The following is a 23973-nucleotide window of genomic DNA, read 5'->3' on the forward strand; positions in this document are numbered from 1 at the left end:
TCCAATCGTTCGATATTTTTGGAACCAAAGGATGCCGCCCCGTGCAGACGACGACCCCGTCACCCTCGACCCGACCCGTGCCCACCGCGGCCACCGGTGTGCCCGCGATTCCGCGCCGTCGCTTCGGCTTCGTCCTCGCTGGGCTCGGCAGCACGCTCATGCTCGCCGGCGCCAGCGCTCCGTCACCGTTCTACCCGGAGCTCCAGGAGCGGCTCGGCATCGGCCCGATCGGCGTCACCATCGCCTTCTCGGCCTACGCGCTCGCCCTGCTCGTCGCGCTCCTCACGATCGGCTCGGTCTCGGACCACCTCGGACGTCGCCCGGTCATCACCGCAGGGTTCGTCGTGCTCGCCGCGAGCATGCTGCTCCTCTGGCACGTCGACTCCGGAGCGCTGCTGTACCTCGCCCGCGTGCTCCAAGGTCTCGCCAGTGGGGCACTGCTCTCGACCCTGTCGGCGACCATCATCGATCTGGCCCCGCCCGAGCGGCCACGCGCGGCGACCCTGCTGAACGCCATCGCACCGATGATCGGTCTCGCCTCCGGCACGATCCTCGCGGGCGTCCTGCTGCAGACGGTCGCCGACCCGTCGAGCTGGACGTTCCTGCCGCTGGCGGTCGCCTACCTGCTCATCGCGGCGTCCATCTGGATCGTGCCGGAGACCTCCGCCCGCGCTCCCGGATGGGCTCGCGCCATCCGTCCCCGCGCAGCCGTCCCCGTCGACGCCCGACGGTTGTTCGTCGTGAGCATCCCGATCGTCCTCGGCGGGTGGGCGACCGGCGGGCTGTTCCTCTCCCTCGGGCCGAGCATCATGCACACGGAACTCGGCGTGGACGGCCAGCTCGGAGGGGCGCTCCTCATCGGGCTGCTGCCGGCCGCTGGGGCCGTCGCCGCCGCGGTGCTGCACCGTCGCCGACCCGTCGTCGCGGCGGTCTACGGGGCGTCCGCGTTGTCCGCCGGGACCGTGCTCCTCCTCGTCGCGCTGATCCTCGGGTCGCTCCCGATCGCGGTGGTCGCCGTCGTGATCGCCGGCACCGGGTTCGGCACGGCGTTCATGGGCACGATCGCCTCGCTCGTCCCGCTCGCGCCGGCCGACGAACGCGCTGAGCTGTTCGCCGCGCTGTACATCGTCGCCTACCTGTCCTTCGGGGTCCCGGCCGTCATCGCGGGTCTCCTCGCCTCGGCGATCGGGCTCCACGCCACGGTCCTCGGCTACGGCACGGTCGTCGCGATCGCCGCGGGCACCGCCGCCGTGGTGCGTGCCCGATCAGCGCGCTGACGGCCCCTCGGCGAGGCGATCGAGGAGGGTCGACGCGCGGTACGGGATGACCTCGATGAGCGAGACCTTCGTGTTCGTCCGGACCACGCCCGGAGCCGCGAGCAGCACACCGGCGATGCGGTGCAGGTCCTCCGTGTCGTGGGCCACGACCTTCGCGAAGAGGTCGGCGTCGCCGGTGGTCGCGTGCACCTCGACGATCTCCGGGATCGACTCAAGGGCCGCGTAGGCCTCCGTCGCGAGGTCCTGCCGGATGGAGATCTCGATGAACGCGGTGAGGGGGTAGCCCAGCGCCGACAGTCGCACCCGGCGACTCGGGGCGCCGAGTGCGCCGCTCGTCTCGAGTCGACGCAGGCGGGCGTGGACGGTGTTCCTCGCGACGCCGAGGGTGCGTGCGAGGGCGAGGGCCGTCATGGACGGGTCGTCGTCGAGCGCGGTCAGGATGCGCGCGTCGAGGTGGTCGATGGTCGCGGGATGAGGCATGTTGCTCACTCTCGGGCTGGAAATCGAGCACGATGACCACTGCACTCTACTCGTCTTGCGCAAGACGATGAGCTGACGCATCGTTGGCGGAATGAGCACCCAGCAGCCGAGCGCCGCGACGTCGAGCGCGCAGCAGGCTCCCCCCACCCCTGCCCCGGCGCCGTCTCCGGTCCGACACGGGGTGGTCGAGGACATCCTCGGCCTGCTCGTCGGCGTCACGGTCGTGTCGTTCGGCCTCTTCATCCTGAAGGCGGGATCGGCGGTGACCGGCGGGACGGCCGGCCTGTCGCTCCTCGTCAGCTACCTCGCGCCCGTGCCGTTCCCGGTGCTCTTCATCGCGATCAACCTGCCGTTCTTCCTGCTCGCGATCCGCGGCAAGGGCTGGGTGTTCACGCTGCGGAGCGGCGGCGCGATCGTGCTCGTGTCCGTCCTGTCCGGGGTGCACCCGCTGTTCCTGCCGGTCGGACACATCGACCCGTTCTACGCGGCCGTCGTCGGTAACGTGCTCTGCGGCGTCGGCATCCTGATCCTGTTCCGACACCGGGCGAGCCTTGGCGGGTTCAACATCGTCGCGCTCATCCTGCAGGACCGCTTCGGCATCCGTGCCGGCTACGTCCTCATGGCCGTCGACACCGTGGTGGTGCTCGTGTCGCTCGTCGCCGTGCCGCCGCTCAACGTGCTCGTCTCGGCGCTCGGTGCGGTCCTCCTGAACCTCATCCTCGCGCTCAACCACCGGCCGGGCCGCTACCTCGGGGTGTAGGGCAGGAGATCCGCCCGGCAGCAGGACGCGCTGCTCGCGAACGTCCTGCTACCGCGCTGATGTCCTGCTGCCGCGCCTCCTGCTTGTCGGCGCCTACTGCTTGTAGGAGGACAGGAAGTTGCCGAGCCGCTCGATCGCGTCGGTGAGGACGCGCTCCTCCGGCAGGGTGACGACCCGCAGGTGGTCGGGGTCCGGCCAGTTGAAGCCCGTGCCCTGGACGAGCAGGATGTGCTCCGCCACGAGCAGATCGTGGACGAGCAGCTCGTCGTCGTGGATCTCGTGGACCTCCGGGTCGAGGCGCGGGAAGGCGTAGAGCGCACCCATCGGCTTCGTGCAGGAAACGCCGGGGATCGAGTTGAGGCCGGCCCAGGTGGCGTCGCGCTGCTCGAGCAGGCGACCGCTCGGTGCGATCAGGGCGTCGATCGACTGCACGCCGGAGAGCGCCGCCTGCACCGCGTGCTGCGCGGGCACGTTCGGGCACAGGCGCGTGGACGCCAGGAGGGTGATGCCCTCGAGGAAGCCGCGCGCGTGGTCACGCGGCCCCGTGATGACGAGCCAGCCGGACCGGTAGCCGGCGACGCGGTAGGTCTTCGACAGGCCGTTGAACGTGAGGCAGAGGAGGTCGGGGGCGACGGTCGCCATCGGGATGTGGACGGCGTCGTCGTACAGGATGCGGTCGTAGATCTCGTCGGCGAGCAGCAGCAGCCCGTGCTCGCGTGCGACCCCGGCGATCTGCTCCAGCACCTCGCGGGAGTACACCGCACCCGTGGGGTTGTTCGGGTTGATGACGACGATCGCCTTGGTGTTCGGCGTGATCTTGGAGCGGATGTCCTCGATGTCCGGCGCCCAGTCTGCTTCCTCATCGCAGCGATAGTGCACCGGGGTGCCGCCCGCGAGGCTCGTCATCGCCGTCCACAGCGGGTAGTCGGGCGCGGGGATGAGGACCTCGTCGCCGTCGTCGAGCAGGGCCTGCATCGTCATCGTGATGAGCTCGGAGACGCCGTTGCCGAGGAACACCCACTCAGGGTCGACCCGCGGGAACCCCTCCATCTCCTCGTAGCGGTAGGAAACAGCCTGGCGCGCGGAGAGGATGCCGCGGCTGTCGCTGTACCCGTGGGAGTGGGGGAGCGCGGCGATCATGTCGCGCACGATCTGGTGCGGTGCCTCGAAGTCGAAGATGGCGGGGTTGCCGGTGTTGAGTTTGAGGATGCGGTGCCCGTCGGCCTCGAGACGCACGGCCTCGACGAGGGCCTTCCCCCGGATCTCATAGAGGACGCTTTTCAGCTTGGAGGACTGGTCGAGGGTGCGGCGGGTGGTCATCCCCACAGGCTACTGCGGCGACCTGCGCGCGTGGCAGTGCCGATTGCAGGATCGCGGCTCCCGCGGTCGGCTCCGGTGTCAGGCGACCATGGCCTCGAGGCGGGCGAGGAGCACCGGACGAGCAGGCCGTGCCGTGCGGACGACATCCAGCGCGGTGCGGCCGTCGGCGAGGTCGACGGCCGGGTCAAGGCCAGGCGCGGCGAGGAGTACGTCGTACAGCGGTTCGAGCCGACTTTCGGGGAAGTTGCCCTGCCCGGCGAGCGCGGTCAGCGGCACACCGTTCGCCGGTGACGACGCGTTGACATCGGCACCCGCGCTGATGAGTGCGCCGAGCACCCGGGCGTCCTGCTCGGCCTCCCGCGCGCCGGAGCGGTCGAGCGCGAGGTGGAGGACGCTGTCGCCCTCGGCGGTGAGCAGGGCGACGTCGGCACCGTCGGCCAGCAGCTGCGGGACGAACGTGGAGCGGACGGTGAGGTCGGGATTGCGCAGAACGGCGTGGAGCAGGCTGTCGCCGTTCTCGTCGACCGCGGACGCGAGGCCTGGGGTGTAGACGGCTCGGAGCTCGTCGAGGTTCTGCCAGGTCGCCGTGCGGGTCACCGCCTCGGCGGCGGGGGCGAGTCCGGCCGCATCCAGATACACCGTCACCAGGTCGAACAGCTGCGGCCGCCGGAAGCGACTCGAGCGCGCGCGGTCGAGCACCGAGTGCCCGTGCGGGTCGGGCGCGAGGAGCTCGAGGCCCGGCTGGTCGAAGAACGCACGGTAGTAGGGTTCGAGCTCCGCTTCGGACAGCTTCGGGTGGTCGACCTCCTCCACCGGGCGGCGCTGGTGTCGTCCGGCGGGCCGGTTCACGTCGGCACCGGCGGCGATGAGGCGACGGACGAGCGGAGGGTCGACCTCGGGGTCCCGGGCGCGCTGCGCCAGCAGGACGTGCAGCAGCGTGTACCCCTCGTCGAGGACGACCGTCGCATCCGCCCCGTCGTCAAGGAGCCGCCCGGCGATGAACGCGCGCGTCGCCGGATCCTGGTTGGACATCGCCTCGGCCACCAGCGGCAGGCCGGTCGAATCGGTGTACGAGGGCCACGTCCCGGGGTCGTAGGCCGCCTCGAATTCCTCGATGCTCGCGCGCTTCAACCAGTAGGGGCGGACCACCATCGGGACATCCTCCGATCAGGCGGCACCGGCGGAATGGGCCGCGTCCACCAGCCTAGGCGGACGCCCCGCGCGCTGTCCCGCTGGGCACCCGCTGTCAACAACGGGGACACGATTCGTCCACGTTCAGGGTAGAGGAGTACCGTCAGACGCTGGCGGTCAAGACTGCCTGGTCAGAGGCACGGAGGAATCGTGACCGGAAACGCAACTACCCGATTCGACAATGTGGCCATGTTGTCGGTGGCGAGCACGCTGCCGTCCGCAGTGGTGACCTCGGTCGAGATCGAAGAGGGCCTCGCGGCCGCGATGAAACGCGCCCGCCTCCCGAAGGGCATCCTGCGACGCGTCGCCGGTGTGGTCGAGCGACGACACTGGGGACCCGGCGAGAACTCGGACGACGCCACGGTGTCGGCCGGTCGCCGTGCGCTCGCCGAGGCCGGCATCTCGCCCTCGCAGATCGGGCTCATGATCAACACCTCGGTGACGCGGCAGCACCTCGAGCCCTCCGTCGCCGTCCGCATCCACGACGGCCTCGGCCTGCCGAGCTCGGCCATCAACTTCGACATCGCCAACGCCTGTCTCGGCTTCGTGACCGGCATGACCATGGCGGCCGCGATGATCGAGTCCGGCCAGATCGAGTACGCGCTCATCGTCAACGGCGAGGACGCGAGTGAGGTGCACGCCAACACGATCGAGCGCCTCAGCGGCAGCACCATCGATCGCGACGACTTCATGAGCGAGTTCGCCTCCCTCACCCTCGGCTCCGGGGCCGCCGCCGCCGTCATCGGGCCGGCCGACCGTCACCCCGAGGGGCACCGCATCCTCGGCGGCGTCACCCGCGCGGCGACGGAGTTCAACCACCTCTGCGTCGGCAGCGTCGACGGCATGTTCACCGACGCCCGAGCGCTTCTCAAGGGCGGGCTCGACCTCGTCGTCTCCGCCTGGAAGGAAGCCGCCGGCGACTCGTGGCGCTGGTCGAAGATGGACCGCTACATCACCCACCAGGTGTCGTCCATCCACACGGACTCCATGGTGAAGGCCGCCTCGCTCGACCGCAGCCGTGTGCCGGTCACCTATCCCTACCTCGGCAACGTCGGGCCGGCCTCCATCCCGATCACCCTCGCCGACCAGCAGTCGACGCTGAACAAGGGCGACCGCGTCCTCCTCATGGGCGTCGGCTCGGGGTTGAACACCGGCCTCATGGAACTCGCGTGGTAGCGGGCACGGTCGCCGCGAACGTCGGCCTGCGGACCATGGGCGTGCGCGCCGCCGGTCTGCCGGGCCTGCCCGCGCGGTACTCGCACCGCCTCGACGTCCCCGGTCGACTGGCCGACGACGGTGTGACGAGGAACTGGCACTACCTCGACACCGCCGACGCGCTCAGCGACGCCGGTGTCGAACCGGTCGGCACCATCCTCGCCGTCCACGGCAACCCGACCTGGTCGTACCTCTGGCGCTCGCTCATCACCCGGTCCGTCGAGCAGGCCCAGGCCGGCGGGACCGCCTGGCGCGTCGTCGCCGTCGACCAGCTCGAGATGGGCTGGTCGGAGCGGACCGAGGTCACCCGCACCCTCGAACAGCGGATCGCCGACCTCGCAGCCTTCTCCGACGCGCTCGGCCTCACCGGTCCCGTCGTCACCCTCGGTCACGACTGGGGCGGCGTCATCTCCCTCGGCTGGGCCACCGAGCACCCGGAGCTCCTCGTCGGGTCGATGCTGCTCAACACGGCCGTGCACCACCCCGAGGGCACCCCGATCCCCGCGCCACTGCGGCTCGCCGGCGCTCGCGGCATGCTCGGTGCCGGCTCGGTCCAGACGACCGCCTTCCTCGACACGACGTTGTCGCTCGCCTCCCCGCCGCTCGACCGCGACGTCCGCGACGCGTACCGCAGCCCGTACTCCGCGCCCGCGCGCCGTCGCGGCATCGGCGCGTTCGTCGCCGACATCCCGGCGACCGCGGAGCATGTCAGCTTCCCGCGTCTCGAGCGCCTCGCCGACGACGTCGCCCAGCTCCGCGTCCCGGCGGTCATGCTGTGGGGTCCGCGCGACCCGATCTTCAGCGACCGCTACCTCGACGACCTCGCCGACCGCCTCCCGCACGCCGAGGTCCACCGCTTCGCCGGCGCGGGCCACCTCGTCATCGAGGACGCCCCGGTCGCGGAGTCGCTGCTCACCTGGCTCGACGACCGGCTGCCGCAGGGCGCGCCCGTCGATGCGGCTCCGATGGAGTCCGCCGCCGCTGCGACCGAGCAGCCGGACTTCGAACCGCTCTGGCGGCGACTGGACGAGCGGCGCACCGACGACAGCGATGCGATCGTCGAACAGCGCGGTTCGGGTGCGGCCCGTCGCGTCAGCTGGCGGCAACTCGACGACCGCGTGACACGCCTGGCCGCCGGTCTGCACCGCATCGGTGTCCGGCGCGGCGACCGCGTCTCGCTGCTCGTCACGCCTGGCGCCACGCTCACCGCCGTCATCTACGCCTGCCTGCGCATCGGCGCGGTCGTGGTCGTCGCCGATGCCGGCCTCGGCGTCAAAGGCCTCCACCGCGCGGTCCGAGGCGCGTGGCCCGCCTACGTCATCGGCGAGACCAAGGGCCTCGCCGCCGCGCGTGCACTCGGCTGGCCGGGTGTGAAGATCTCCGCGGCCCGCCTCCCCGGCGCGACTGCGACGGCCCTCGGCGTCTCGCACAGCCTCAAGGACCTGCTCGACGCCCGTACGACGCCCGAGCTGCCCAGCGAACCCGGCCCGACCGACCTCGCGGCGATCCTCTACACCTCGGGATCGACCGGCCCGGCGAAGGGCGTGAAGTACACCCACGCGCAGCTGTCGTCCTTGCGTGACGTCCTCTCGGAACACTTCGCGATCACCGCCGATTCGGGGCTCGTCACCGGGTTCGCGCCGTTCGCGCTCCTCGGCCCGGCGCTCGGAGCCCGTTCCTCGACGCCGGAGATGGACATCTCGGCGCCCCGGACGCTCACCGCTCGAGCGGTCGCTGCGGCCGTGGAGGAGACGGATGCCGACATCGTGTTCCTCTCGCCGGCGGCCATCCTGAACGTGGTCGCGACGGCCGACGCGCTCGACAGTACGGACCGTCAGGCGCTCCAGGGCGTCAGGACCGTGCTCTCGACGGGCGCGCCCGTCAGCCGACAGCTCCTCACGGCACTCGTGGGTGTCCTGCCCAACGCGTCTGCACACGCGGTGTACGGCATGACCGAGTGCCTGCTCGTCTCGGACATCACCCTCGACACGCTGCCCGACGAGGACACCGAGCACACGGGGGTGTGCGTCGGGACGCCCATCGGCGGCGTCGACGTGTGCATCAGCCCACTCGACGAGGCCGGACGCGCCACGGGTGCGCCGACGCAGGACGCGGACCGCCTCGGCGAGGTCATCATCTCGGCCGAGCACCTCAAGTCGCAGTACGACCGCCTCTGGCTGACCGACCGGGCCGCCGTCCGCGACGTCGCCGATGACGGACGCTGGCACCGCACCGGCGATGTCGGGCATCTCGACACCGACGGCCGCCTCTGGATCGAGGGCCGTCTGCCGCACGTGATCGCGACCCAGGACGGACCGATCGCTCCGGTCGGACCGGAGCAGGCGATCGAGACGGTGCCGCTCGTTCGCCGCGCCGCCGTCGTGGGCGTCGGTCCCGAGGGTCTCCGCCAGTGCGTCGCGATCGTCGAGACGACCACGGGCACGAAGCGGGTCCAGCTCGCCGAGGCCCAGCTCGCAGCACAGGTGCGCGACGCTTCACCGCAGCCGCTCGTCGCGGTGTTCGTCGTACCCGAGCTGCCGACGGACATCCGCCACAACTCCAAGATCGACCGCACCCGCCTGTCGGTGTGGGCGGAAGGCATCCTGGCCGGTGAACGGCTGAGCACCCCGTGACGGTCCTCGTCACCGGCGCGAGCGGCATGCTCGGCCGCGAGGTCGCCCTCGAGCTGCTCCGCGGTGGACATCGCGTCCGGGTGTTGCAGCGTGGGCCATCCGCGCTCGCCGACGTCGAGGAGGTGCGGGGATCCATCACCGACGCAGCCGTCGTCGAGTCGGCGATGGACGGTGTCGACGCGGTCGTGCATTTGGCCGCGAAGGTCTCGTTGGCGGGTGATCCGGCGGAGTTCGAGCGGGTCAACGTCACCGGGGCCGAGGTCGTCCTCGACGCGGCCGAGACCGCGGGTGTCTCACGGTTCGTCCACATCTCCTCGCCGTCCGTCGCGCACGGTGGCTCGGCGCTCGTGGGTGTCGGTGCGGAACCGGCCGACCCGGACGCAGCACGCGGGGAGTACGCGCGGACGAAGGCGCAGGGCGAACTGCACGCCCTCGCGCGGGACCGTCGCGGCTTCGCGGTCGTCGTCGTGCGGCCGCACCTCGTCTGGGGTCCGGGTGACCCGCAGCTCGTCGAGCGCATCGTGGACCGCGCCCGCCGCGGCCGCCTGCCGCTGCTCGACGACGGCACCGCCCTCATCGACAGCACGTACGTCGCGAACGCAGCGTCGGCAATCGCGGCGGCGCTCGAACACGCCGAGACGGCACACGGTCGTGCGTTCGTGGTGACCAACGGCGAGCCGCGTCCGGTCGGCGAGCTGCTGGCAGGCATCTGCCGTGCTGCCGGCGTGAAGCCGCCCGCCTTCAGCGTCCCCGCCGGTGTCGCCCGAGCTGCCGGTGGGCTCGTCGAGCGCCTGTGGAGCATCCGCCCCGGCGCCGATGAGCCGCCGATGACGCGCTTCCTCGCGGAGCAGCTGTCGACCGCCCACTGGTTCGACCAGCGCCAGACCCGCGCGGCCTTGCACTGGACGCCGGCGGTCTCGATCGACGAGGGCCTCGAGCGCCTGGCGGCGCACTACCGCGCCTGAATCAGACACCGGGCAGGTGTCCTGCAGTCGGTCACTGATACTCAGAACCAGACCCGCCGCAACGTTCCAGACACCCGAATGCCGGCTCAAGCGGCGGCGGGGTCTGGGCCACAACCGGGCGAGGGAGCCCGGTACAGATCATGTTACGCGCTGAATCCGGTCGTTTCGGCGGAATGCTCGGTCCGTTCGCAAGATGGCTATCCGAACCTCGGTACCGGAACCCAGCCCCGCCGCTGCGATCCAGACATTCGGGTGCCGGCTCAAGCGGCGGCGGGGTCTGGGCCACAACCGGGCGAGGGAGCCCGGTACCGGCGATGCTACCGGTCGCGACGGGCGGTGTCATCAGTGGAATCTCGGCGTCGCGCCCGCCTGATCCACGGTCTACCGTGTGAGTCATGGCGGCGCAACGCGACTCCGAGCCTGGTACCGCGGAAGACGGTGCACCGAGTGAGCACGCGGCCACGCGCCGTCGTCGGATCGTCGGCCGGATCATCGGCGTCGCGGCATTGGTCGCGTTCATCGTGGCGGCACCCGCCGTCGCGCGTCTGCTCGACTTCGGCGTGCGTGTGGGGGAGGGCGCGGCGGTCGAGTCCTCGGTGGAGGGCTTCTACGGCTCCGCCACGCCCACACCGGCCTCGACCGCAGCACCTCCAGGCACGATCGTGCGGAGCGAGCCCGTCGTCGGTGCGCCAGACGGTGCCACGGCGCTGCGGGTCGTCTATCACTCGACCGATGTCGAGGGCGCCGACATCCTCGTCTCCGGTATCATCGTCGCGCCGAGTGGACAGGTGGCGGCCGGGACCCGGACGGTCGTGTCCTGGGCGCACCCGACGACCGGGACCGCACCGCATTGTGCTCCATCGAGTGGTATCGCACCGTTCGCGCTCATCGAGGGACTCACCGACCTGCTCGCGGACGGCAACGTCGTCGTCGCCACCGACTACGCGGGGATGGGGATCCCCGGCCCGGCGTCATTCCTCATCGGCGCGACCGAGGCGGCGAACGTCCTCGACATCGCCCGTGCCGCGCAGCACGTCGAGGGCATCGGCGCCAGTGACCGCGTCGTGCTGTGGGGGCACTCGCAGGGCGGACACGCGGCCTTGTTCGCGGCGCAGCGTGCCGCCACCTACGCGCCCGAGCTCGACGTGCGGGGCGTCGCGGTGGCGGCTCCGGCGAGCGACCTGGCGGCACTCCTTCAGGACGACATCCGCGACGTCTCCGGTGTCACGATCGGGGCCTACGCCTTCAACGCGTATGCGGAGGCCTACGCCGACCGGCTACCGACGGACCCGCTGAGCACCATCCTCTCCCCGGCCGGGGTGGTAGCGGTGCCCCAGATGGCGAAACTGTGCCTCCTCGGGCAGAACAAGGAGCTGCACGACATCGCCGACCCGATGATCGGATCGTTCCTGACGGCGGACCCGGCGACGGCTCCCGTGTGGAGCGAGCTCCTGCAGGAGAACACGCCGACCGAGCGGATCACCGTGCCGCTCTTCGTCGCACAGGGGGCGAAGGACACGCTCATCCGGCCTACCGTGACCGCCGCTTACGTCGCCGCGCAGGAGCAGGCCGGCGCGACGGTCACCTCACACGTCTACCTCGACGCCGATCACGCCACCATCGCCCTCACGGCCCTCTCCGATCTGCGGGGCTGGATGCGCACGCTGGTGCGCTAGCTGATCCGACTCGCCACCCCTGTCGGACGTCTGCTCTAGCGTTGAGCGCATGCGTTCGTTCCGGATCCAGGTGCCCGATGCCGACCTCGAGGACCTGCGGCGGCGTCTCGACGCGGTTCGCCTCCCCGCCGCAATCGGCGACGCCGGCGAGGAGAGCGCCCTCTCGCTCGACCGGTTGCGGGCGCTCGTCGACCACTGGCGGGACGGCTTCGATTGGCGGCGCATCGAACGCGAACTTCAGGATGTGCCGCAGTTCGAGGCGGAGGTCGACGGGCAGCGGCTGCATGTCGCGCGGCTGATGGCGCCGGACGGCGTCACGGTGACGGTCCCGGTGATCGCGTTCCACGGCTGGCCGTACTCCTTCATCGAGATGCTGCCGCTGGCGAAGGAACTCGCAGGACGCACGGTCGACCTCGGCGACGGCCGGACGCTCGGCTTCGAGGTCGTCGTCCCCTCCCTGCCCGGGTACGGGTTCTCAGCACCCCTCGCGGACCGGCCGTTCACCGGCCCGGTGGTCGCCGAACTCATGCACGCACTCATGACCGAGGTGCTGGGGCACGCGAGCTACCTCACCTACGGCGAGGACGTCGGGTCGACGACGAGCGACTGGCTCGCGGCCCTGTATCCCGAATCGGTCATCGGCCAGTTCGCGACGCACGCCGCCTTCCCGTCTGCGTCCCGAGCGCGCGACCTCACCGCCGAGGAGCAGGACTGGCTCCATCGACACGACCAGGAGTGGGCTCGCGGTCTCGCCTATGCGCGGGTGCAGGGCACCAGGCCCGAGATCCTCGCGACGGCCCTGAACGACTCGCCGGTAGGCCTCGCCGCATGGATTGCGGAGAAGCTCCTCGCCTGGGCGGGCGACGGCATCTGGTGGACCGACGACGAGCTGCTCACCACGGTCTCGCTGTACTGGTTCACGCAGAGCATCGGATCATCGTTCCGGCCGTATCGCGACCACCCGAAGCAGCCCGAACTCCCGCTAATCGAGGTGCCCGTGGCCGTCGCCGTGCAGACGGGCGAACGCGGACTCCCGCGCTCCTACGCGGCGAGGGCGTACAGCGACATCCGGAGCTGGACGGAACTGGATCGCGGGGCGCACTTCACGGCCTGGCAGGTGCCGGTCACGGTTGCGGACCGGATCCAGGCGTTCGTGGAGACGCTTCCCATCACCGAGTGATGGCTGCCTCAGCGCTCGTCGTCGCGAAGTGATCGGATCATGCTGCGCAGGACGACGAGTGCCTCCCGCTGCTGATCGGCGGTCAGGCCGCTCAGCATCCTGACCTCGACCGATCGCACGGCGGCGGTCGCCTGCGCGAGGTGCTCACGACCGAGCGGCGTGAGCCGGGTCGGCAGCGCCTTGCCGACGGGAGCCTGCTCGGGGCGGCTGACGAAGCCATCGCGCTCGAGTGCCTGCAGGAGCACGTTCATCGACTGGCGGGTGACGAAGGCGCCGCGGGCGAGGTCGGAGTTCGACAGCCCAGGTCGCTGGGCGAGGAGTTCGAGGCAGGAGTAGTGCGTGATCGTCATGCCGAGTGGTCGCAACACCGCCTCCATCGCTGAGCGGAGCGCGCTCGACGCCTCCTTCAGGAGGTACCCCAGCGAGGTGTCCAGTTCGATCCCGTCTTGACTCATGTCAGTATTCTGACATAGGCTGAGTGTGTCAGATAACTGACACGACACAAATGGACGCACATCATGCCCGTCACCGGACCGGACTTCATCTCCCTCCAGGTCACCGACCTCGACGCCTCGCAGGCCTTCTATGAGCAGTACCTCGGCCTCGTCCGCTCGCAGGCCGGCCCGCCGCACGCGGTCGTCTTCGAGACGTCGCCGACCGCCTTCGCCCTGCGCGACATCGTCCCCGGAACCGATCTCGCCTCCGCACCCCAGCCTGGGATCGGCGCGGCGATCTGGCTGCACGCCACGGACGTCCAGGAGATCCACGACGCCCTCGTCGCCGACGGCCACACGATCGTCTCGGCGCCGATCGACGGCCCGTTCGGTCGCACCTTCACCTTCGCCGACCCGGACGGCTACCAGCTGACCCTCCACGACCACGCCTGAGCTCGTCCGCGTCCGACCGGTCAGAATGGACGGATGCGACGATCGAGAGTGCACGTGATGGGTGCGAGTGGCAGTGGCGTGACCACGCTCGGGCGGGCGCTCGCCGACCACTGGTCCGTCCCGCACGCCGACGCCGACGACTACTTCTGGGTGCCGACCGACCCGCCCTATGTCACCAAGCGTTCTGACGCGGAGCGGGTGCAACTCATGCGCGAGCTGTTCGTACCGCGCGAGGCCTGGGTCCTGTCGGGCTCGATGCCCGGCTGGGGTGACGAGATCGTCGCCGAATGCGACGCGATCGTCTTCGTGACCCTCGATCCGGCGGAGCGGCTGCGGCGTCTGGAGGCCCGAGAGATCGAGCGGCGGGCCGGCGAACCGCATGACGACCGTGCGTGGCGGGAGTTCCGTGAATGGGCGAGCGGCTACGACGACCCTGCGTTCGACGGCCGGAGTCGGGCGTCGCACGAGGCCTGGCTCGTGACCCTGCCGCAGCCGGTCCTCCAGGTCGACAGCGGGCTGTCGCGAGCTGAGCTCCTCGAGGTCGTGCTGGCCTGGGAGCCGCGCTGACGGGTGTCGGTGCCAGAGCGCTGTCAACGGGGTGCCGGCCGCCGGATCGAGGCGCATACTGGAACGGTCAGACTTATCTGACACACGTCGCTTAGTGAGCGACTGCGGCGTGCGGTTCCGACGCTCGAGGAGGATGTCCCACCATGAAGGCACTGCGGTACACGAAGATCGGCTCGGCCCCCGAGGTCGTCGAGATCGAGAAGCCGACACCGGGGCCGGGTGAGATCCTCCTGAAGGTCACCGCCGCCGGTGTCTGCCACTCCGACGACTACGTCATGAGCCTCCCCGAGGAGGACTACCTCGCGCAGCAGTACCCGCTGCCGCTCACGCTCGGACACGAGGGCGCCGGCGTCATCGAGTCGTTCGGTGAGGGTGTCGAGACGAGCCTGCAGATCGGCGACGCGGTCGCCGTCTACGGACCGTGGGGCTGTGGTCACTGCCTGAACTGCTCGCAGGGCAAGGAGAACTACTGCACGAACGCCGTCGCCGAGGGGATCCGTCCTCCCGGACTCGGCAGCCAGGGTTCGATGGCCGAGTACATGATCGTCGACGACGTGCGTCACCTGGTGCCGATCGGCGACCTCGACCCCGTGAAGAACGTGTCGCTCACCGACGCCGGTCTCACGCCGTACCATGCGATCAAGCGCAGCCTGCCGAAGCTCGGTGCCGGCACCTTCGCCGTCGTCATCGGATCCGGTGGCCTCGGTCACGTCGGCATCCAGATGCTCAAGGCGCTCTCCGGCGCGACGGTCATCGTCCTCGACGTGAGCGACGAGAAGCTCGAGCTGGCGAAGCACGTCGGCGCCGACGTCACGCTCATCAGCGACGAGTCGGCCGCGGGCAAGATCCGCGAGCTGACCGGTGGCGTCGGGGTCGACGCGGTGTTCGACTTCGTCGGCGCCAACCCGACGATCGCCACGGCCACCGCGGTCGCCGCCATGGAGGCGGACGTGACGATCGTGGGCATCGGCGGCGGATCGGCGACCATCGGCTTCGGGTCGATCGCCTACGACGCCGCCGTCCGGGTGCCGTACTGGGGTTCGCGGAGCGAGCTCATCGAGGTCTTCGAGCTCGCGAAGGCGGGCAAGGTCGACGTCGAGGTGCAGCCGTACTCGCTCGACGACGCCCCGAAGGCCTACGAGGATCTGCACGCGGGCACGATCCGCGGTCGCGCGGTCATCGTTCCGTAACCACGACTCCCGAAACCGGCGTCCGTCGCACTCGCGGCGGGCGCCGGTTCTGCGTTCCAGTGCACCTCGGCGCAGGGTTCACACCCCGGAAACACTTTCGACACTGCATCGAAACTCCACCCGCGCATACTTTCAATACAGTATCGAAATGAGTCGCGGCGAGGGCAGCGACGCAACCGGAGGAGCATCCCATGACCGTCGTCGAGACCGTTACCACCGTGGAGTCCGTCCGCGCTCGCCTGCAGGAGGCCGGCGTCAAGTACGCGATGGCGAGCTTCGTGGACATGCACGGCAGCATCAAGACCAAGTTCGTACCGCTGTCGCACCTCGAGCGCATGGCCGGGGGATCGGAGCTCTTCACGGGGGCCGCGCTCGACGGCCTCCCGCAGGCGATCAGCGACGAGGAGCTCTCCGCCCGTCCCGACCTCGACAGCGCCGTGCAGTTGCCGTGGCGGAAGGACGTCGCCTTCTTCGCGAGCGACCTCTACACGAAGGGCGAGCCGTTCGAGGCGGCGTCGCGCAACATCCTCAAGCGCCAGCTCGATGCCGCGGCCGAGATGGGCTTCACCTTCAACCTCGGGATCGAGACCGAGTTCTTCGTCCTCAAGGACACCCCGGAGGGCGTGACCGAGGTCAGCGACCGCGACGACCTCGCGAAGCCCTGCTACACGGCGACCGCCGCGCTCGACAACCTCGATTGGCTCACCGAGCTGGTCGAGGCGATGACCGAGATGGGCTGGGGCGTGTACTCGTTCGACCACGAGGACGCCCCGGGGCAGTTCGAGATCGACTTCAACTACTCCGACGCGCTCACCATGGCCGACCGCGCCGTGTTCTTCCGGCTGATGGCCAACGAGATCGTCCGCAAGCACGGCTACTTCGCGACCTTCATGCCGAAGCCGTTCGCCGACCGGAGCGGGTCGGGTGCGCACTTCAACATGTCGCTCGCCGACATCGAGACCGGCGAGAACCTCTTCGAGACCGATGACGACCCGCGTGGTTGCGGCATCTCGGAGCTCGGCTACAAGTTCATCGCCGGTGTCCTCAAGCACGCGCCGGCACTCTCGGCGGTCATCGCGCCGACGGTCAACAGCTACAAGCGGCTCGTGCGTCAGGGCAGCATGTCGGGTTCCACCTGGGCGCCGGTCTTCGTGAGCTACGGCAACAACAACCGGACGAACATGCTCCGCGTGCCGCTCCAGGGCGGGCGCGTGGAGTGCCGGGCGGCCGACATCAGCTGCAACCCGTACCTCGGGGCGGCGCTCATCCTCGCCGCAGGCCTCGAGGGCATCCGTGAGGACCTCGACCCGGGAGCGCCGCACACCGAGAACATGTACGACTACACCGAGGCGCAGGTCGCGCAGCTCGGCATCGGCATGCTGCCGCGCAGCCTCGGCGAGGCGGTCGACGAGTTCGCCACCGACTCGCTGTCGCGTGCCGTGTTCGGCGAGGCGATGTACGACGCGTTCATCGACTACAAGCGCCAGGAGTGGAACGAGTACCAGGCGCACGTGTCGGACTGGGAGACCGCTCGCTACCTGAAGTTCTTCTGATCCCGATGCACCAGGTCCTCGACCTCGGGAGGTTCGCACTGGAGTCCGGCGCGGACCTCCCGGAGGCGCGGCTCGCGTACACGACGCAGGGCGCGCTGAACGCCGACGGCGACAACGCCGTCCTGCTCCCGAGCTACTACACCGGGACGCACGCGAGCTACGAGCCGTGGATCGGGTCGGGCCGGGCGCTCGACCCGGCCCGCTGGTTCATCGTCTCGGTGAACCTGTTCGGCAACGGCGTCTCGACGTCGCCGTCGAACGCGGCTGAGGAGGTGCGCGGTGCCGCGTTCCCCGAGGTCTCGATCGGCGACGACGTCCGTGCGCAACGGCAGCTCGCCGAGCACCTCGGTGTCCACCGCTGGCGGCTGATCGCCGGCTGGTCGATGGGCGCGCTGCAGGCGTACGAGTGGGCGGTGCGGTACCCGGAGTTCGTCGACGCGTTCCTCCCCGTCGCCGGTGCCGCGCGGTGTTCCCCCCACAACGCCGTCTTCCTGGCGGGTGTCGAGGCGGCGCTCCGGGCAGATCCGGCCTTCGATGGCGGCCGCTACACGACACCGCCGCAGGCCGGACTCCGCGCATTCGGGACGGTGTATGCGGGGTGGGCCTACTCGCAGGCGTTCTTCCGCGACGGGACCTACCGAGAGCTCGGGTACGCCGACGTCGCCGACCTCCTCGAGGGCTGGGCGGCCGACCACGAGCGGTGGGACGCGAACGACCTGCTCGCGATGCTGCGCACCTGGCAGCGGGCGGATCCCGGGCGAGGGGTCGAGGGCGGTTTGGCCGAGGCGCTCGGGGGCGTGAGCGCGCGGAGCATCGTCATGCCGTCGTCGACCGACCTCTACTTCACCGTCGAGGACAACGTCCTGGAGTCGGCGATGATGCGTCGGAGCGAGGTGCGGATCATCGAGTCCGACCTCGGTCATGTCGCGGGGCGGCCTGGCATGCGTGCCGCCGAGACGGCCGTGATCGAGGCGGCCATGCGGGAGCTGCTGGCCGAGAGGTGAGCCGCCGCTGGATCTGCGTGGTCACTCTCGCCGAGAACGGATAAGGTGCGAGATGTGTGATTGTGGGTGTGATTCAAGCTGGTAAAGCGCTAAACTCGGAGCATGACGATCACGAACTCGACTCCTGGTCTGGGCGCGTTCCAGCGATCGATCCGTGCGGAAGTGCCTGAACTGGTCGAGGACCTCCGTGGAATCCTCGGAGCCCAGCTGCTCGCCTACCTTGGCAATGTGCGCGAGACCCGAGCCGTTCGGCAGTGGGCGGAGGGAACACGTGTTCCGTCTGCTGCCACCGAGTTGCGCCTCCGGACCGCACTCCAGGTTGCCGGCATCCTCATTGAACGTGACCACCCGCGTATCGCGCAGTCTTGGTTTCAAGGGCTGAATCCTCAGCTCGATGACGAGTCACCGGCTCGCCTGATCCGCGAAGGCGACATCGAAGAGGTCGGCCCGCGGGTGATTGCAGCCGCACGAGCATTCACCGCGGTGGGCTAGTGCCAGCTGAGTCTGAGTCAGGACCTCGATTCGTCTTTCGCGACAGCCCAGGAACGGTTTTCAGAGTCGGTTACGGACCCGACCCATGGGCTTGGACCGATTGGAGCCTCGCCAACGGAGGTCGGTTCACGGGGAGATGGGACTCAGAGGACGGCTCCTATCGAACGCTCTATGCGGGGGGGGGGCTCCCTGTATGGCTGCCTCGTCGAGATCCTGGCCAGGTTTCGGCCGGACCCAGCAGTTGTCGCGGCCATGGCCGCAATAGAGGTGAGTGACAGCGACGACGAGCTCTATCCCACCGTCGATGCAGGAACGGTCGACGCCTCCTGGTTCAGTAACCGCAGGGTGGGTCGCGCAGACCTCGCCGGTCGCTACTGCGACGTGGCGAACTCTCGAACGATCGCAGCTCTACGCGACTCGTTCGCTGCAATGGCCATCCAGGAGTTCGGCCTGAGCGACTTCGACAGCTCAGCGCTGCAGAACAGCCAGCCTCGTGCGCTCACCCAGCGCGTGGGCCGTTTCATTCTCGGGCGAGACGCCAGCGATGGCGGACCGTTCGACGGCATCCAATTCGGATCCCGCCATGGAGCGGACATCGTGCTCTGGGCCATCTTCGAACAGGCGGATGATGGCATCACGAGCGCGAGGCTGGACAACATCGACATCGATGTCCTTCACCTGCAGTCCCCAGATCTTCTGAGAGTGTTGCGCCTCCACAACCTGACCATCGCCTAGTGTCACCACGTCCCATCCGATGGGACGATCGTGAGTGTTCAAGGCCGTCGAGCCGCCCGCCCGTAGGATTGGCGGAGGTGTCCGCGAGCAGGGAGTGGTGATCGATGGCCGGCCGCACAGGAGCATCGCCCGGTCGTCCTCGCGCGAGCGGGATCGCCGCCGAGGATCCTCGTGAGGAGATCATCCAGGTCGCGACCAGGCTGTTCGCGGAGCGCGGGTACGAGCGCACGAGCATGACGATGCTGGCCGAGGCGTGCGGGATGAAGCAGTCCTCGCTTTACTACTGGTTCGCGAACAAGCGCGAGGTGCTGCGGGCGACCGCCGCCTCGAACCGCCAGTCGGTCGGCGCCGCGGAGGCCCTCGGTTCGATCGAGGCTGATGTTCCCGCGAAGCTCTACCGCGTCCTCTACGAGGACGGCATCGCGATCTGCGAGGCGCCCTTCGACTACAACGAGATCGAGCGGCTCGCGGCGGAGCATCCTGACGACCTCGCGTCGTTCTGGGACGACTACCGCACGCTGTTCACGTTCATCGCCGGACTCATCCGCGACGGCGTCGAGCAGGGGACCCTCGTCCTCGGCGGCAGCGAGACGCCGGAGTGGGCGGCAGCGGCCGCACTCCACGCCAACGAGGGCATGCAGAAGGCCTACCGGTACGGTTCCGGCGACATCGCCGCCCAGTACCCGCCGGTCGAGGCCGCCGAGGGTGCGAGCGGGACGGACAGCATCAGGGCCTTCGCGCGACGCACCGCCTCCGCCACCCTCCACAGCCTGTTGGTCGACCGCGCTGCGCTCGCCGACGTCGAGCGCGACGCCCTCGCGCTGGACCTCGCTGTCGGCTAACTCGTCGTCGGGTCGGGACCGCAGGCTCGTCCTGATGAGGGTTAGCGCCTGCATCACGGGGCAGACGGCGACGGCGACGGCTGCGGTCGACAGGGCGGCGAGCGTCAGTCTGGTGGCACGCATCAGGTCACGATCCGGCTGAACGCGTCGTCCCCGATCTCGAAGCTTCCGCGGCCGGTCGCTAGGCTCGCCAGATGGATTGGCTACCGACTACAGCGTTCGTGATCTCCGTGCTCGCGCTCGGCTTGTCTGCGGTCAACTCGTGGGTGAACTAACGGAACCGCGCCGACAAGCAGTCGGTCTGGCTCGCGCTCACTCGGTCGAAAGAGGTTCATATGACGACCTTCGGCACGTTACACCACATACGTCGAGACCTAGACGCTGTCCAACCGGGGTGAGGGCACCGTCATGGCGTCGGAGATCGTTCTGACTCTCGCCGATCGTCGAACCTACGAGTCTCGCACCATCGATCGACTGTTAAGCAACGAGACGGTGAAGGCGGCGCCTGTCTCGTCGCTCCCCATGGAGGGGCAGGGAGCCGAGTCCGGAGGTCCGCCGCGATCCTCGATCGATCTCAACGGCGCAACGGCGCAGGCACCCTGGCGTGGTCCCAACGGGAAGTGGCGAACCTCCCGGGTCACCGTCTTCGAAGCCTGGAAGGACGAGAGCTGAGGCAATGCCACGGGGCCGGTCGGGCCAGCGCAGCATGCCCCTCTCTCTGGGGGTTCAGATTTGTCTAGTGCGCTAGCAGGAAAGTGTCTAGCAAACTAGACTATATTCATGGTTAGCGAACAACCCACCCGGATCATGCTGAAGAAGCTGCGCAAGGCAGGCTTCACGCCAGCACCCAACATGGTGGGTAGCCACCGGAAGTGGTACGCGCCCAACGGAGTCGACTCAGTGTCGATCCCGGAAGGCCACAAGGCCATTTCCCCGGGGGTAGTTCGGCAGATCGACAAGGCGATCGAGGAGAGCAAATGACCAGTTATTCAGCGACGGCAACACGAGACGGCAAATGGTGGATGATCCGCGTTGACGGGATTGACGGGCTCACCCAGGCGCGACATCTCGGCGAGGCTGAGTTGATGGCGCGCGAGTTCGTGGCAGCCAGCACAGACGAAGCCCTTGACAATGTGAGCGTAGAGCTCCGAGTGCTCGAAGCGAACGGTGTCTCGGACATCGCTGATCGGGTCGCTCGCATTCAGGGGGAACGCAAGACGGCGGCTTGGCTTGAATCCTGCGCGCTCGTCGAGACCGCAGGGCTCGCCGCCGAGTTAGTTGGCGCCGACGTTCCCATGCGAGATGTCGGTGTCGTGCTCGGTGTTTCGCATCAGCGCGTCAGTCAGCTCGTGAACAGTGCTTACAGGGAGCGCCTCGAGTCTCCGTTGCCTGGTGTGTCCTGGTCCGCGTACACGCACGCTCTCAATGTGCGCGAGTGCGCCGGCCGCCCGAACTCTGAGGTGGAGATCATCCTCACGCAAGCGAACGAGGCTCTGGACCGCCTGCGAGATGCGCTCGATCGCACTGCGCGCGCCGATGACGAGTCCGCCAGCGAACAACACACCGCCCAGCGAGCGTGAGTAGGCGGCGATGGCCATCTCGGCTATCGCTTCGTGCGTCACGATGTCCGGTCGCTCAACATGGCCTAGCGCAGACGGTTTCGTGGATCTGTAAGCTCGCGAGATGACCCCGTCACCCCTGCCCGTTGCCGTCCCCGTCGGCGGGGTGCCTGAATGGGTGCCGATCGCGGCGCTCATAGTGTCTGTATTCGCGCTGCTATTCACAGGGGTGACTTCAGTGGTCGCGTACCGGAACCGCGCGGACGCGAAGACGGTAGTTATGTCGCTCGTCCGGTCCAAGCGCAAGGTCTCGACGACTCATATGCAGAACACCTACTCAGGCCATGTCGTGGAGTGGACGCTCTACAACGGGGGCAATGCCACGGTCATGCTTCCTGTCGTGATCGTCACTGGCGGCGCGAAGAAGATTGGTGCGGAGTTCCTCGGGCAGGGGCCGCTGGTGGGCGGCGGTTCGCTCGTTGTTCAGTACGCAGGGACGGACAAGCTGCTGGATGAGAGGGACTGGTCGGGCTGCACCGCGATCGTGAGCTGGACGGATCGTGGTCGACGACGATACCAACGGGTGCAGTTATTCGATCGCGTCTCAGATGAGCGGAGCCGTTAGGGCTGGTGGCGCGGGTTCAGCGCGACCACCCCCGCGAGCATGAGGACGAAGGCGACGATCGCGCCGGCCATCAGCCACATCGCTCCGTCGTATGTCACGCTGCGGCCTCTCGCCCGGCGCGCTCTTCCTCGGCGCGCTTCCGGTCGTCGGCTTCAAGTTCGTCGTCGTCCAGGTCGTCTCGGCTGAGCCGCAGCGGCTTCCGGAGGTTCTCCTCGATCCGGATAGCTGTGACCTCTTCCCCGATGCGGACGTCGTGCCACTCGGGGTTCGCGTGGCGCACCTTCGTCTCGAGGCTGATCGATCGGGGGCGTTGAGGAGGCCGATGACCCGGGCTTCCTTCTCGTCGTCGACCTGCGACTCGGACGGGAACTCCGCGGCGACCTCGATGCCGGGGCGTCAGCGACGAAGATCAGCCAGGCGAGGATCGACGAGTAGGTCTTCCCCGACCGGATCGACCCCTCCCGCAGGTTGACCGTGCCGGTGCAGTCTCGGACCGACCGCGCCTGCTTCGGGTTCATCGACGTGGGGAGCGTGGGGACCGCTGTCGTTGCTGCCATCGCCGAGGTCCGCCTCCCCAAGACCCTGCTTGAACCCGAGGAGTGTGGCCCTGATCTCAGCGAGGCTGCTCGTGTCTTCGGATGCCTCGTACAGGCCGGTGAGCTTCGCCCGCTGGCCCATGATCTTCAGCCCCGTGTTGAAGGAGATGTTGTCGCCGGCCATGATGCGCTTCGCGAGTGACGACTGCATCATGTCGAGGGTGTCGAGCTCCAGCTCGATCAGCTCCTTCGCGGGCTCCCGCGTGATGTCCTGAAGCGCCTTCCGAACCACCTCGTACGCACCCGACCGGTTCGCGTAACCAATCTGCTTCGCGATGTCGTCGTAGGAGACGCGCAGCTTCCGGAGCGTCAGCGAGTTCGCCGCACGTGTGGCCGCCTGCTCAGCGACCCCGGCGGCGCTCTGAGCTGGATCCGTTTCCTGCGTCATGGTTTCCTCGTCCGGCTCCTGGCCTCATCCAGGGTGTGGGTATTCGATGGCTCTTGTCGGTAGGCTCACGGCATGGAGAACGCCGCCCGTCGACTGCTTGAGATCTATAAGGATTGGGCGGCGCGGTACGGGTCGAACATCGAAGCGCGCGCCGTACGCAAGCTCTCTTCTGGGGCGGGTATGGAGATGCAGCTGGAGGTCTTCGAACTGCTCTCGTCCATCGACCGATCTCTGACCGAGATGGAGCAGCGCAGACCGCTGCGGGTGTACAGGAAGTCCTACCACCAGTGGGTGCTGATGGCCTTGAACGTGCCTGCCGCCTGGACTGGCGGATCTGACGCGAATGCCGTGTTCGTCGCGCCCCATCTCGATCATCTGGAAACTTTCGCCGACATGCTCGACTATGAGGAACCGCCTCTGCCCGATGAGGCCGTCGCGGGCCTGCGCTCGGTTGTGGATGATGCTCTCGCGCTCCTGCAGAGCGACACGTCAATCACCGACGGGCTGAAGAACTACATGTTCAAGCTCCTAGATGACCTGCGCACCTCGCTTGACGAGGAAACGATTCTGGATAACTTCGACTATCGTGTTGCCGCCGACCGACTGTGGGTCTCGCTCTGGGCGGCGGCGGGGCAGTCGACAGCGAACAAGGATAGCTGGCGAGCCACCGCGTCTCGTATGGCCGAGAACGTCTTCACGTCGTTCATGGGTTCGGGGCCAGCCATCGCCGCGGGTTACCACATCGCGGCCATCACAGCAGGTGGCTCTTGATCCACTGCTGACACGGCAGAGGTCGAATCTGCGCGCTCCCGGGTAGCAGCCGGGCGCTCCCATCTGA

Annotated in this window: 26 protein-coding genes; 20 read left to right on the forward strand and 6 right to left on the reverse strand. The window is 68.7% G+C overall.

The annotated features are described in order from the left end of the window. Positions 1-41: 41 nt before the first annotated feature. Positions 42-1277, forward strand: coding sequence for an MFS transporter (locus tag ITJ66_RS02310; protein WP_370582543.1), 1236 nt, complete (start codon positions 42-44; stop codon positions 1275-1277). Here ITJ66_RS02310 and ITJ66_RS02315 read toward each other — a convergent pair. Further along, positions 1266-1757, reverse strand: a complete 492-nt coding sequence (locus tag ITJ66_RS02315) for an Lrp/AsnC family transcriptional regulator (protein WP_159876895.1) — start codon at positions 1755-1757, stop codon at positions 1266-1268. The genes ITJ66_RS02310 and ITJ66_RS02315 overlap by 12 nt on opposite strands. Before the next feature lie 91 nt (positions 1758-1848). On the opposite strand from ITJ66_RS02315, the gene ITJ66_RS02320 reads away from it, so the two are divergent. After that, entirely contained in the window at positions 1849-2517 is a 669-nt protein-coding gene (locus tag ITJ66_RS02320; protein ID WP_194643155.1) for a YitT family protein, read from the forward strand. Positions 2518-2610: 93 nt separating this feature from the next. Here ITJ66_RS02320 and ITJ66_RS02325 read toward each other — a convergent pair whose 3' ends face one another. Further along, on the reverse strand, positions 2611-3837 hold the full coding sequence (locus ITJ66_RS02325; RefSeq protein WP_064295812.1) for a pyridoxal phosphate-dependent aminotransferase: 1227 nt from the start codon (positions 3835-3837) through the stop codon (positions 2611-2613). Between the two features lie 78 nt (positions 3838-3915). After that, positions 3916-4989 (reverse strand): hypothetical protein, encoded by a 1074-nt coding sequence (locus ITJ66_RS02330; RefSeq protein WP_137242714.1) that lies wholly within the window; start codon positions 4987-4989, stop codon positions 3916-3918. Between the two features lie 228 nt (positions 4990-5217). Between ITJ66_RS02330 and ITJ66_RS02335 the strand changes: the two genes are divergently transcribed. The 5 genes from ITJ66_RS02335 (at position 5218) to ITJ66_RS02355 (ending at position 12697) form a co-directional block, all read left to right on the forward strand. After that, the gene (locus ITJ66_RS02335; protein WP_194718740.1) at positions 5218-6204 is read left to right on the forward strand and encodes a 3-oxoacyl-ACP synthase III; all 987 of its coding nucleotides are present in this window, start codon (positions 5218-5220) and stop codon (positions 6202-6204) included. Continuing rightward, positions 6198-8876, forward strand: a complete 2679-nt coding sequence (locus ITJ66_RS02340; RefSeq protein ID WP_370582544.1) for an alpha/beta fold hydrolase — start codon at positions 6198-6200, stop codon at positions 8874-8876. Before ITJ66_RS02335 ends, ITJ66_RS02340 begins: the two co-directional genes overlap by 7 nt. Then, on the forward strand, positions 8873-9841 hold the full coding sequence (locus ITJ66_RS02345; RefSeq protein WP_086472705.1) for an NAD(P)-dependent oxidoreductase: 969 nt from the start codon (positions 8873-8875) through the stop codon (positions 9839-9841). Before ITJ66_RS02340 ends, ITJ66_RS02345 begins: the two co-directional genes overlap by 4 nt. A 395-nt stretch (positions 9842-10236) precedes the next feature. Then, on the forward strand, positions 10237-11517 hold the full coding sequence (locus ITJ66_RS02350; protein WP_194643157.1) for an alpha/beta fold hydrolase: 1281 nt from the start codon (positions 10237-10239) through the stop codon (positions 11515-11517). A gap of 49 nt (positions 11518-11566) precedes the next feature. Beyond that, the gene (locus tag ITJ66_RS02355; protein ID WP_194643159.1) at positions 11567-12697 is read left to right on the forward strand and encodes an epoxide hydrolase family protein; all 1131 of its coding nucleotides are present in this window, start codon (positions 11567-11569) and stop codon (positions 12695-12697) included. Positions 12698-12705: 8 nt separating this feature from the next. Here the strand turns inward: ITJ66_RS02355 and ITJ66_RS02360 are convergent, their stop codons facing one another. Further along, the gene (locus ITJ66_RS02360) at positions 12706-13152 is read right to left on the reverse strand and encodes a MarR family winged helix-turn-helix transcriptional regulator (protein WP_137242711.1); all 447 of its coding nucleotides are present in this window, start codon (positions 13150-13152) and stop codon (positions 12706-12708) included. Between the two features lie 63 nt (positions 13153-13215). On the opposite strand from ITJ66_RS02360, the gene ITJ66_RS02365 reads away from it, so the two are divergent. The 12 genes from ITJ66_RS02365 (at position 13216) to ITJ66_RS02420 (ending at position 22151) form a co-directional block, all read left to right on the forward strand. Beyond that, on the forward strand, positions 13216-13584 hold the full coding sequence (locus tag ITJ66_RS02365; RefSeq protein ID WP_194643161.1) for a VOC family protein: 369 nt from the start codon (positions 13216-13218) through the stop codon (positions 13582-13584). Positions 13585-13617: 33 nt separating this feature from the next. After that, positions 13618-14151, forward strand: coding sequence for an AAA family ATPase (locus ITJ66_RS02370; protein WP_194643163.1), 534 nt, complete (start codon positions 13618-13620; stop codon positions 14149-14151). 143 nt (positions 14152-14294) lie between these two features. After that, positions 14295-15341, forward strand: a complete 1047-nt coding sequence (locus ITJ66_RS02375; protein WP_191940106.1) for an NAD(P)-dependent alcohol dehydrogenase — start codon at positions 14295-14297, stop codon at positions 15339-15341. A 191-nt stretch (positions 15342-15532) separates the two neighbouring features. Continuing rightward, positions 15533-16894 carry a type III glutamate--ammonia ligase gene (gene glnT, locus ITJ66_RS02380; protein WP_064295821.1) on the forward strand — a complete coding sequence of 454 codons (1362 nt, stop codon included), beginning with the start codon at positions 15533-15535 and terminating at the stop codon, positions 16892-16894. A gap of 5 nt (positions 16895-16899) precedes the next feature. Continuing rightward, on the forward strand, positions 16900-17898 hold the full coding sequence (locus ITJ66_RS02385; RefSeq protein ID WP_194643165.1) for an alpha/beta fold hydrolase: 999 nt from the start codon (positions 16900-16902) through the stop codon (positions 17896-17898). Positions 17899-18000: 102 nt separating this feature from the next. After that, the gene (locus ITJ66_RS02390) at positions 18001-18390 is read left to right on the forward strand and encodes a hypothetical protein (protein WP_085511227.1); all 390 of its coding nucleotides are present in this window, start codon (positions 18001-18003) and stop codon (positions 18388-18390) included. Between the two features lie 267 nt (positions 18391-18657). Beyond that, the gene (locus tag ITJ66_RS02395; RefSeq protein ID WP_194643167.1) at positions 18658-19125 is read left to right on the forward strand and encodes a hypothetical protein; all 468 of its coding nucleotides are present in this window, start codon (positions 18658-18660) and stop codon (positions 19123-19125) included. Positions 19126-19229: 104 nt separating this feature from the next. Further along, complete coding sequence (locus ITJ66_RS02400; RefSeq protein ID WP_194643168.1) at positions 19230-19967, forward strand: TetR/AcrR family transcriptional regulator; 738 nt, start codon at positions 19230-19232, stop codon at positions 19965-19967. A 408-nt stretch (positions 19968-20375) separates the two neighbouring features. Then, positions 20376-20639 carry a hypothetical protein gene (locus ITJ66_RS02405; protein ID WP_194643170.1) on the forward strand — a complete coding sequence of 88 codons (264 nt, stop codon included), beginning with the start codon at positions 20376-20378 and terminating at the stop codon, positions 20637-20639. A 108-nt stretch (positions 20640-20747) separates the two neighbouring features. Then, positions 20748-20948 (forward strand): type II toxin-antitoxin system HicA family toxin, encoded by a 201-nt coding sequence (locus ITJ66_RS02410; RefSeq protein ID WP_194643172.1) that lies wholly within the window; start codon positions 20748-20750, stop codon positions 20946-20948. Continuing rightward, on the forward strand, positions 20945-21547 hold the full coding sequence (locus ITJ66_RS02415; protein WP_194643174.1) for a hypothetical protein: 603 nt from the start codon (positions 20945-20947) through the stop codon (positions 21545-21547). The genes ITJ66_RS02410 and ITJ66_RS02415 overlap by 4 nt, the downstream gene beginning before the upstream one ends. Before the next feature lie 103 nt (positions 21548-21650). Further along, entirely contained in the window at positions 21651-22151 is a 501-nt protein-coding gene (locus ITJ66_RS02420) for a hypothetical protein (protein ID WP_194643176.1), read from the forward strand. Positions 22152-22245: 94 nt separating this feature from the next. Here ITJ66_RS02420 and ITJ66_RS02425 read toward each other — a convergent pair whose 3' ends face one another. Then, positions 22246-22431: a hypothetical protein gene (locus ITJ66_RS02425; RefSeq protein WP_194643178.1), complete on the reverse strand. Its 186-nt coding sequence runs from the start codon at positions 22429-22431 to the stop codon at positions 22246-22248. Positions 22432-22547: 116 nt separating this feature from the next. After that, positions 22548-23135 carry a hypothetical protein gene (locus ITJ66_RS02430; RefSeq protein WP_194643180.1) on the reverse strand — a complete coding sequence of 196 codons (588 nt, stop codon included), beginning with the start codon at positions 23133-23135 and terminating at the stop codon, positions 22548-22550. 72 nt (positions 23136-23207) lie between these two features. Here ITJ66_RS02430 and ITJ66_RS02435 point away from each other — a divergent pair, with 72 nt between their 5' ends. Beyond that, complete coding sequence (locus ITJ66_RS02435; RefSeq protein WP_194643182.1) at positions 23208-23906, forward strand: hypothetical protein; 699 nt, start codon at positions 23208-23210, stop codon at positions 23904-23906. Positions 23907-23973 lie beyond the last annotated feature (67 nt).

The organism is Plantibacter sp. VKM Ac-2885, assembly GCF_015351205.1.
Classification (GTDB): Bacteria; Actinomycetota; Actinomycetes; order Actinomycetales; family Microbacteriaceae; genus Plantibacter; species Plantibacter auratus.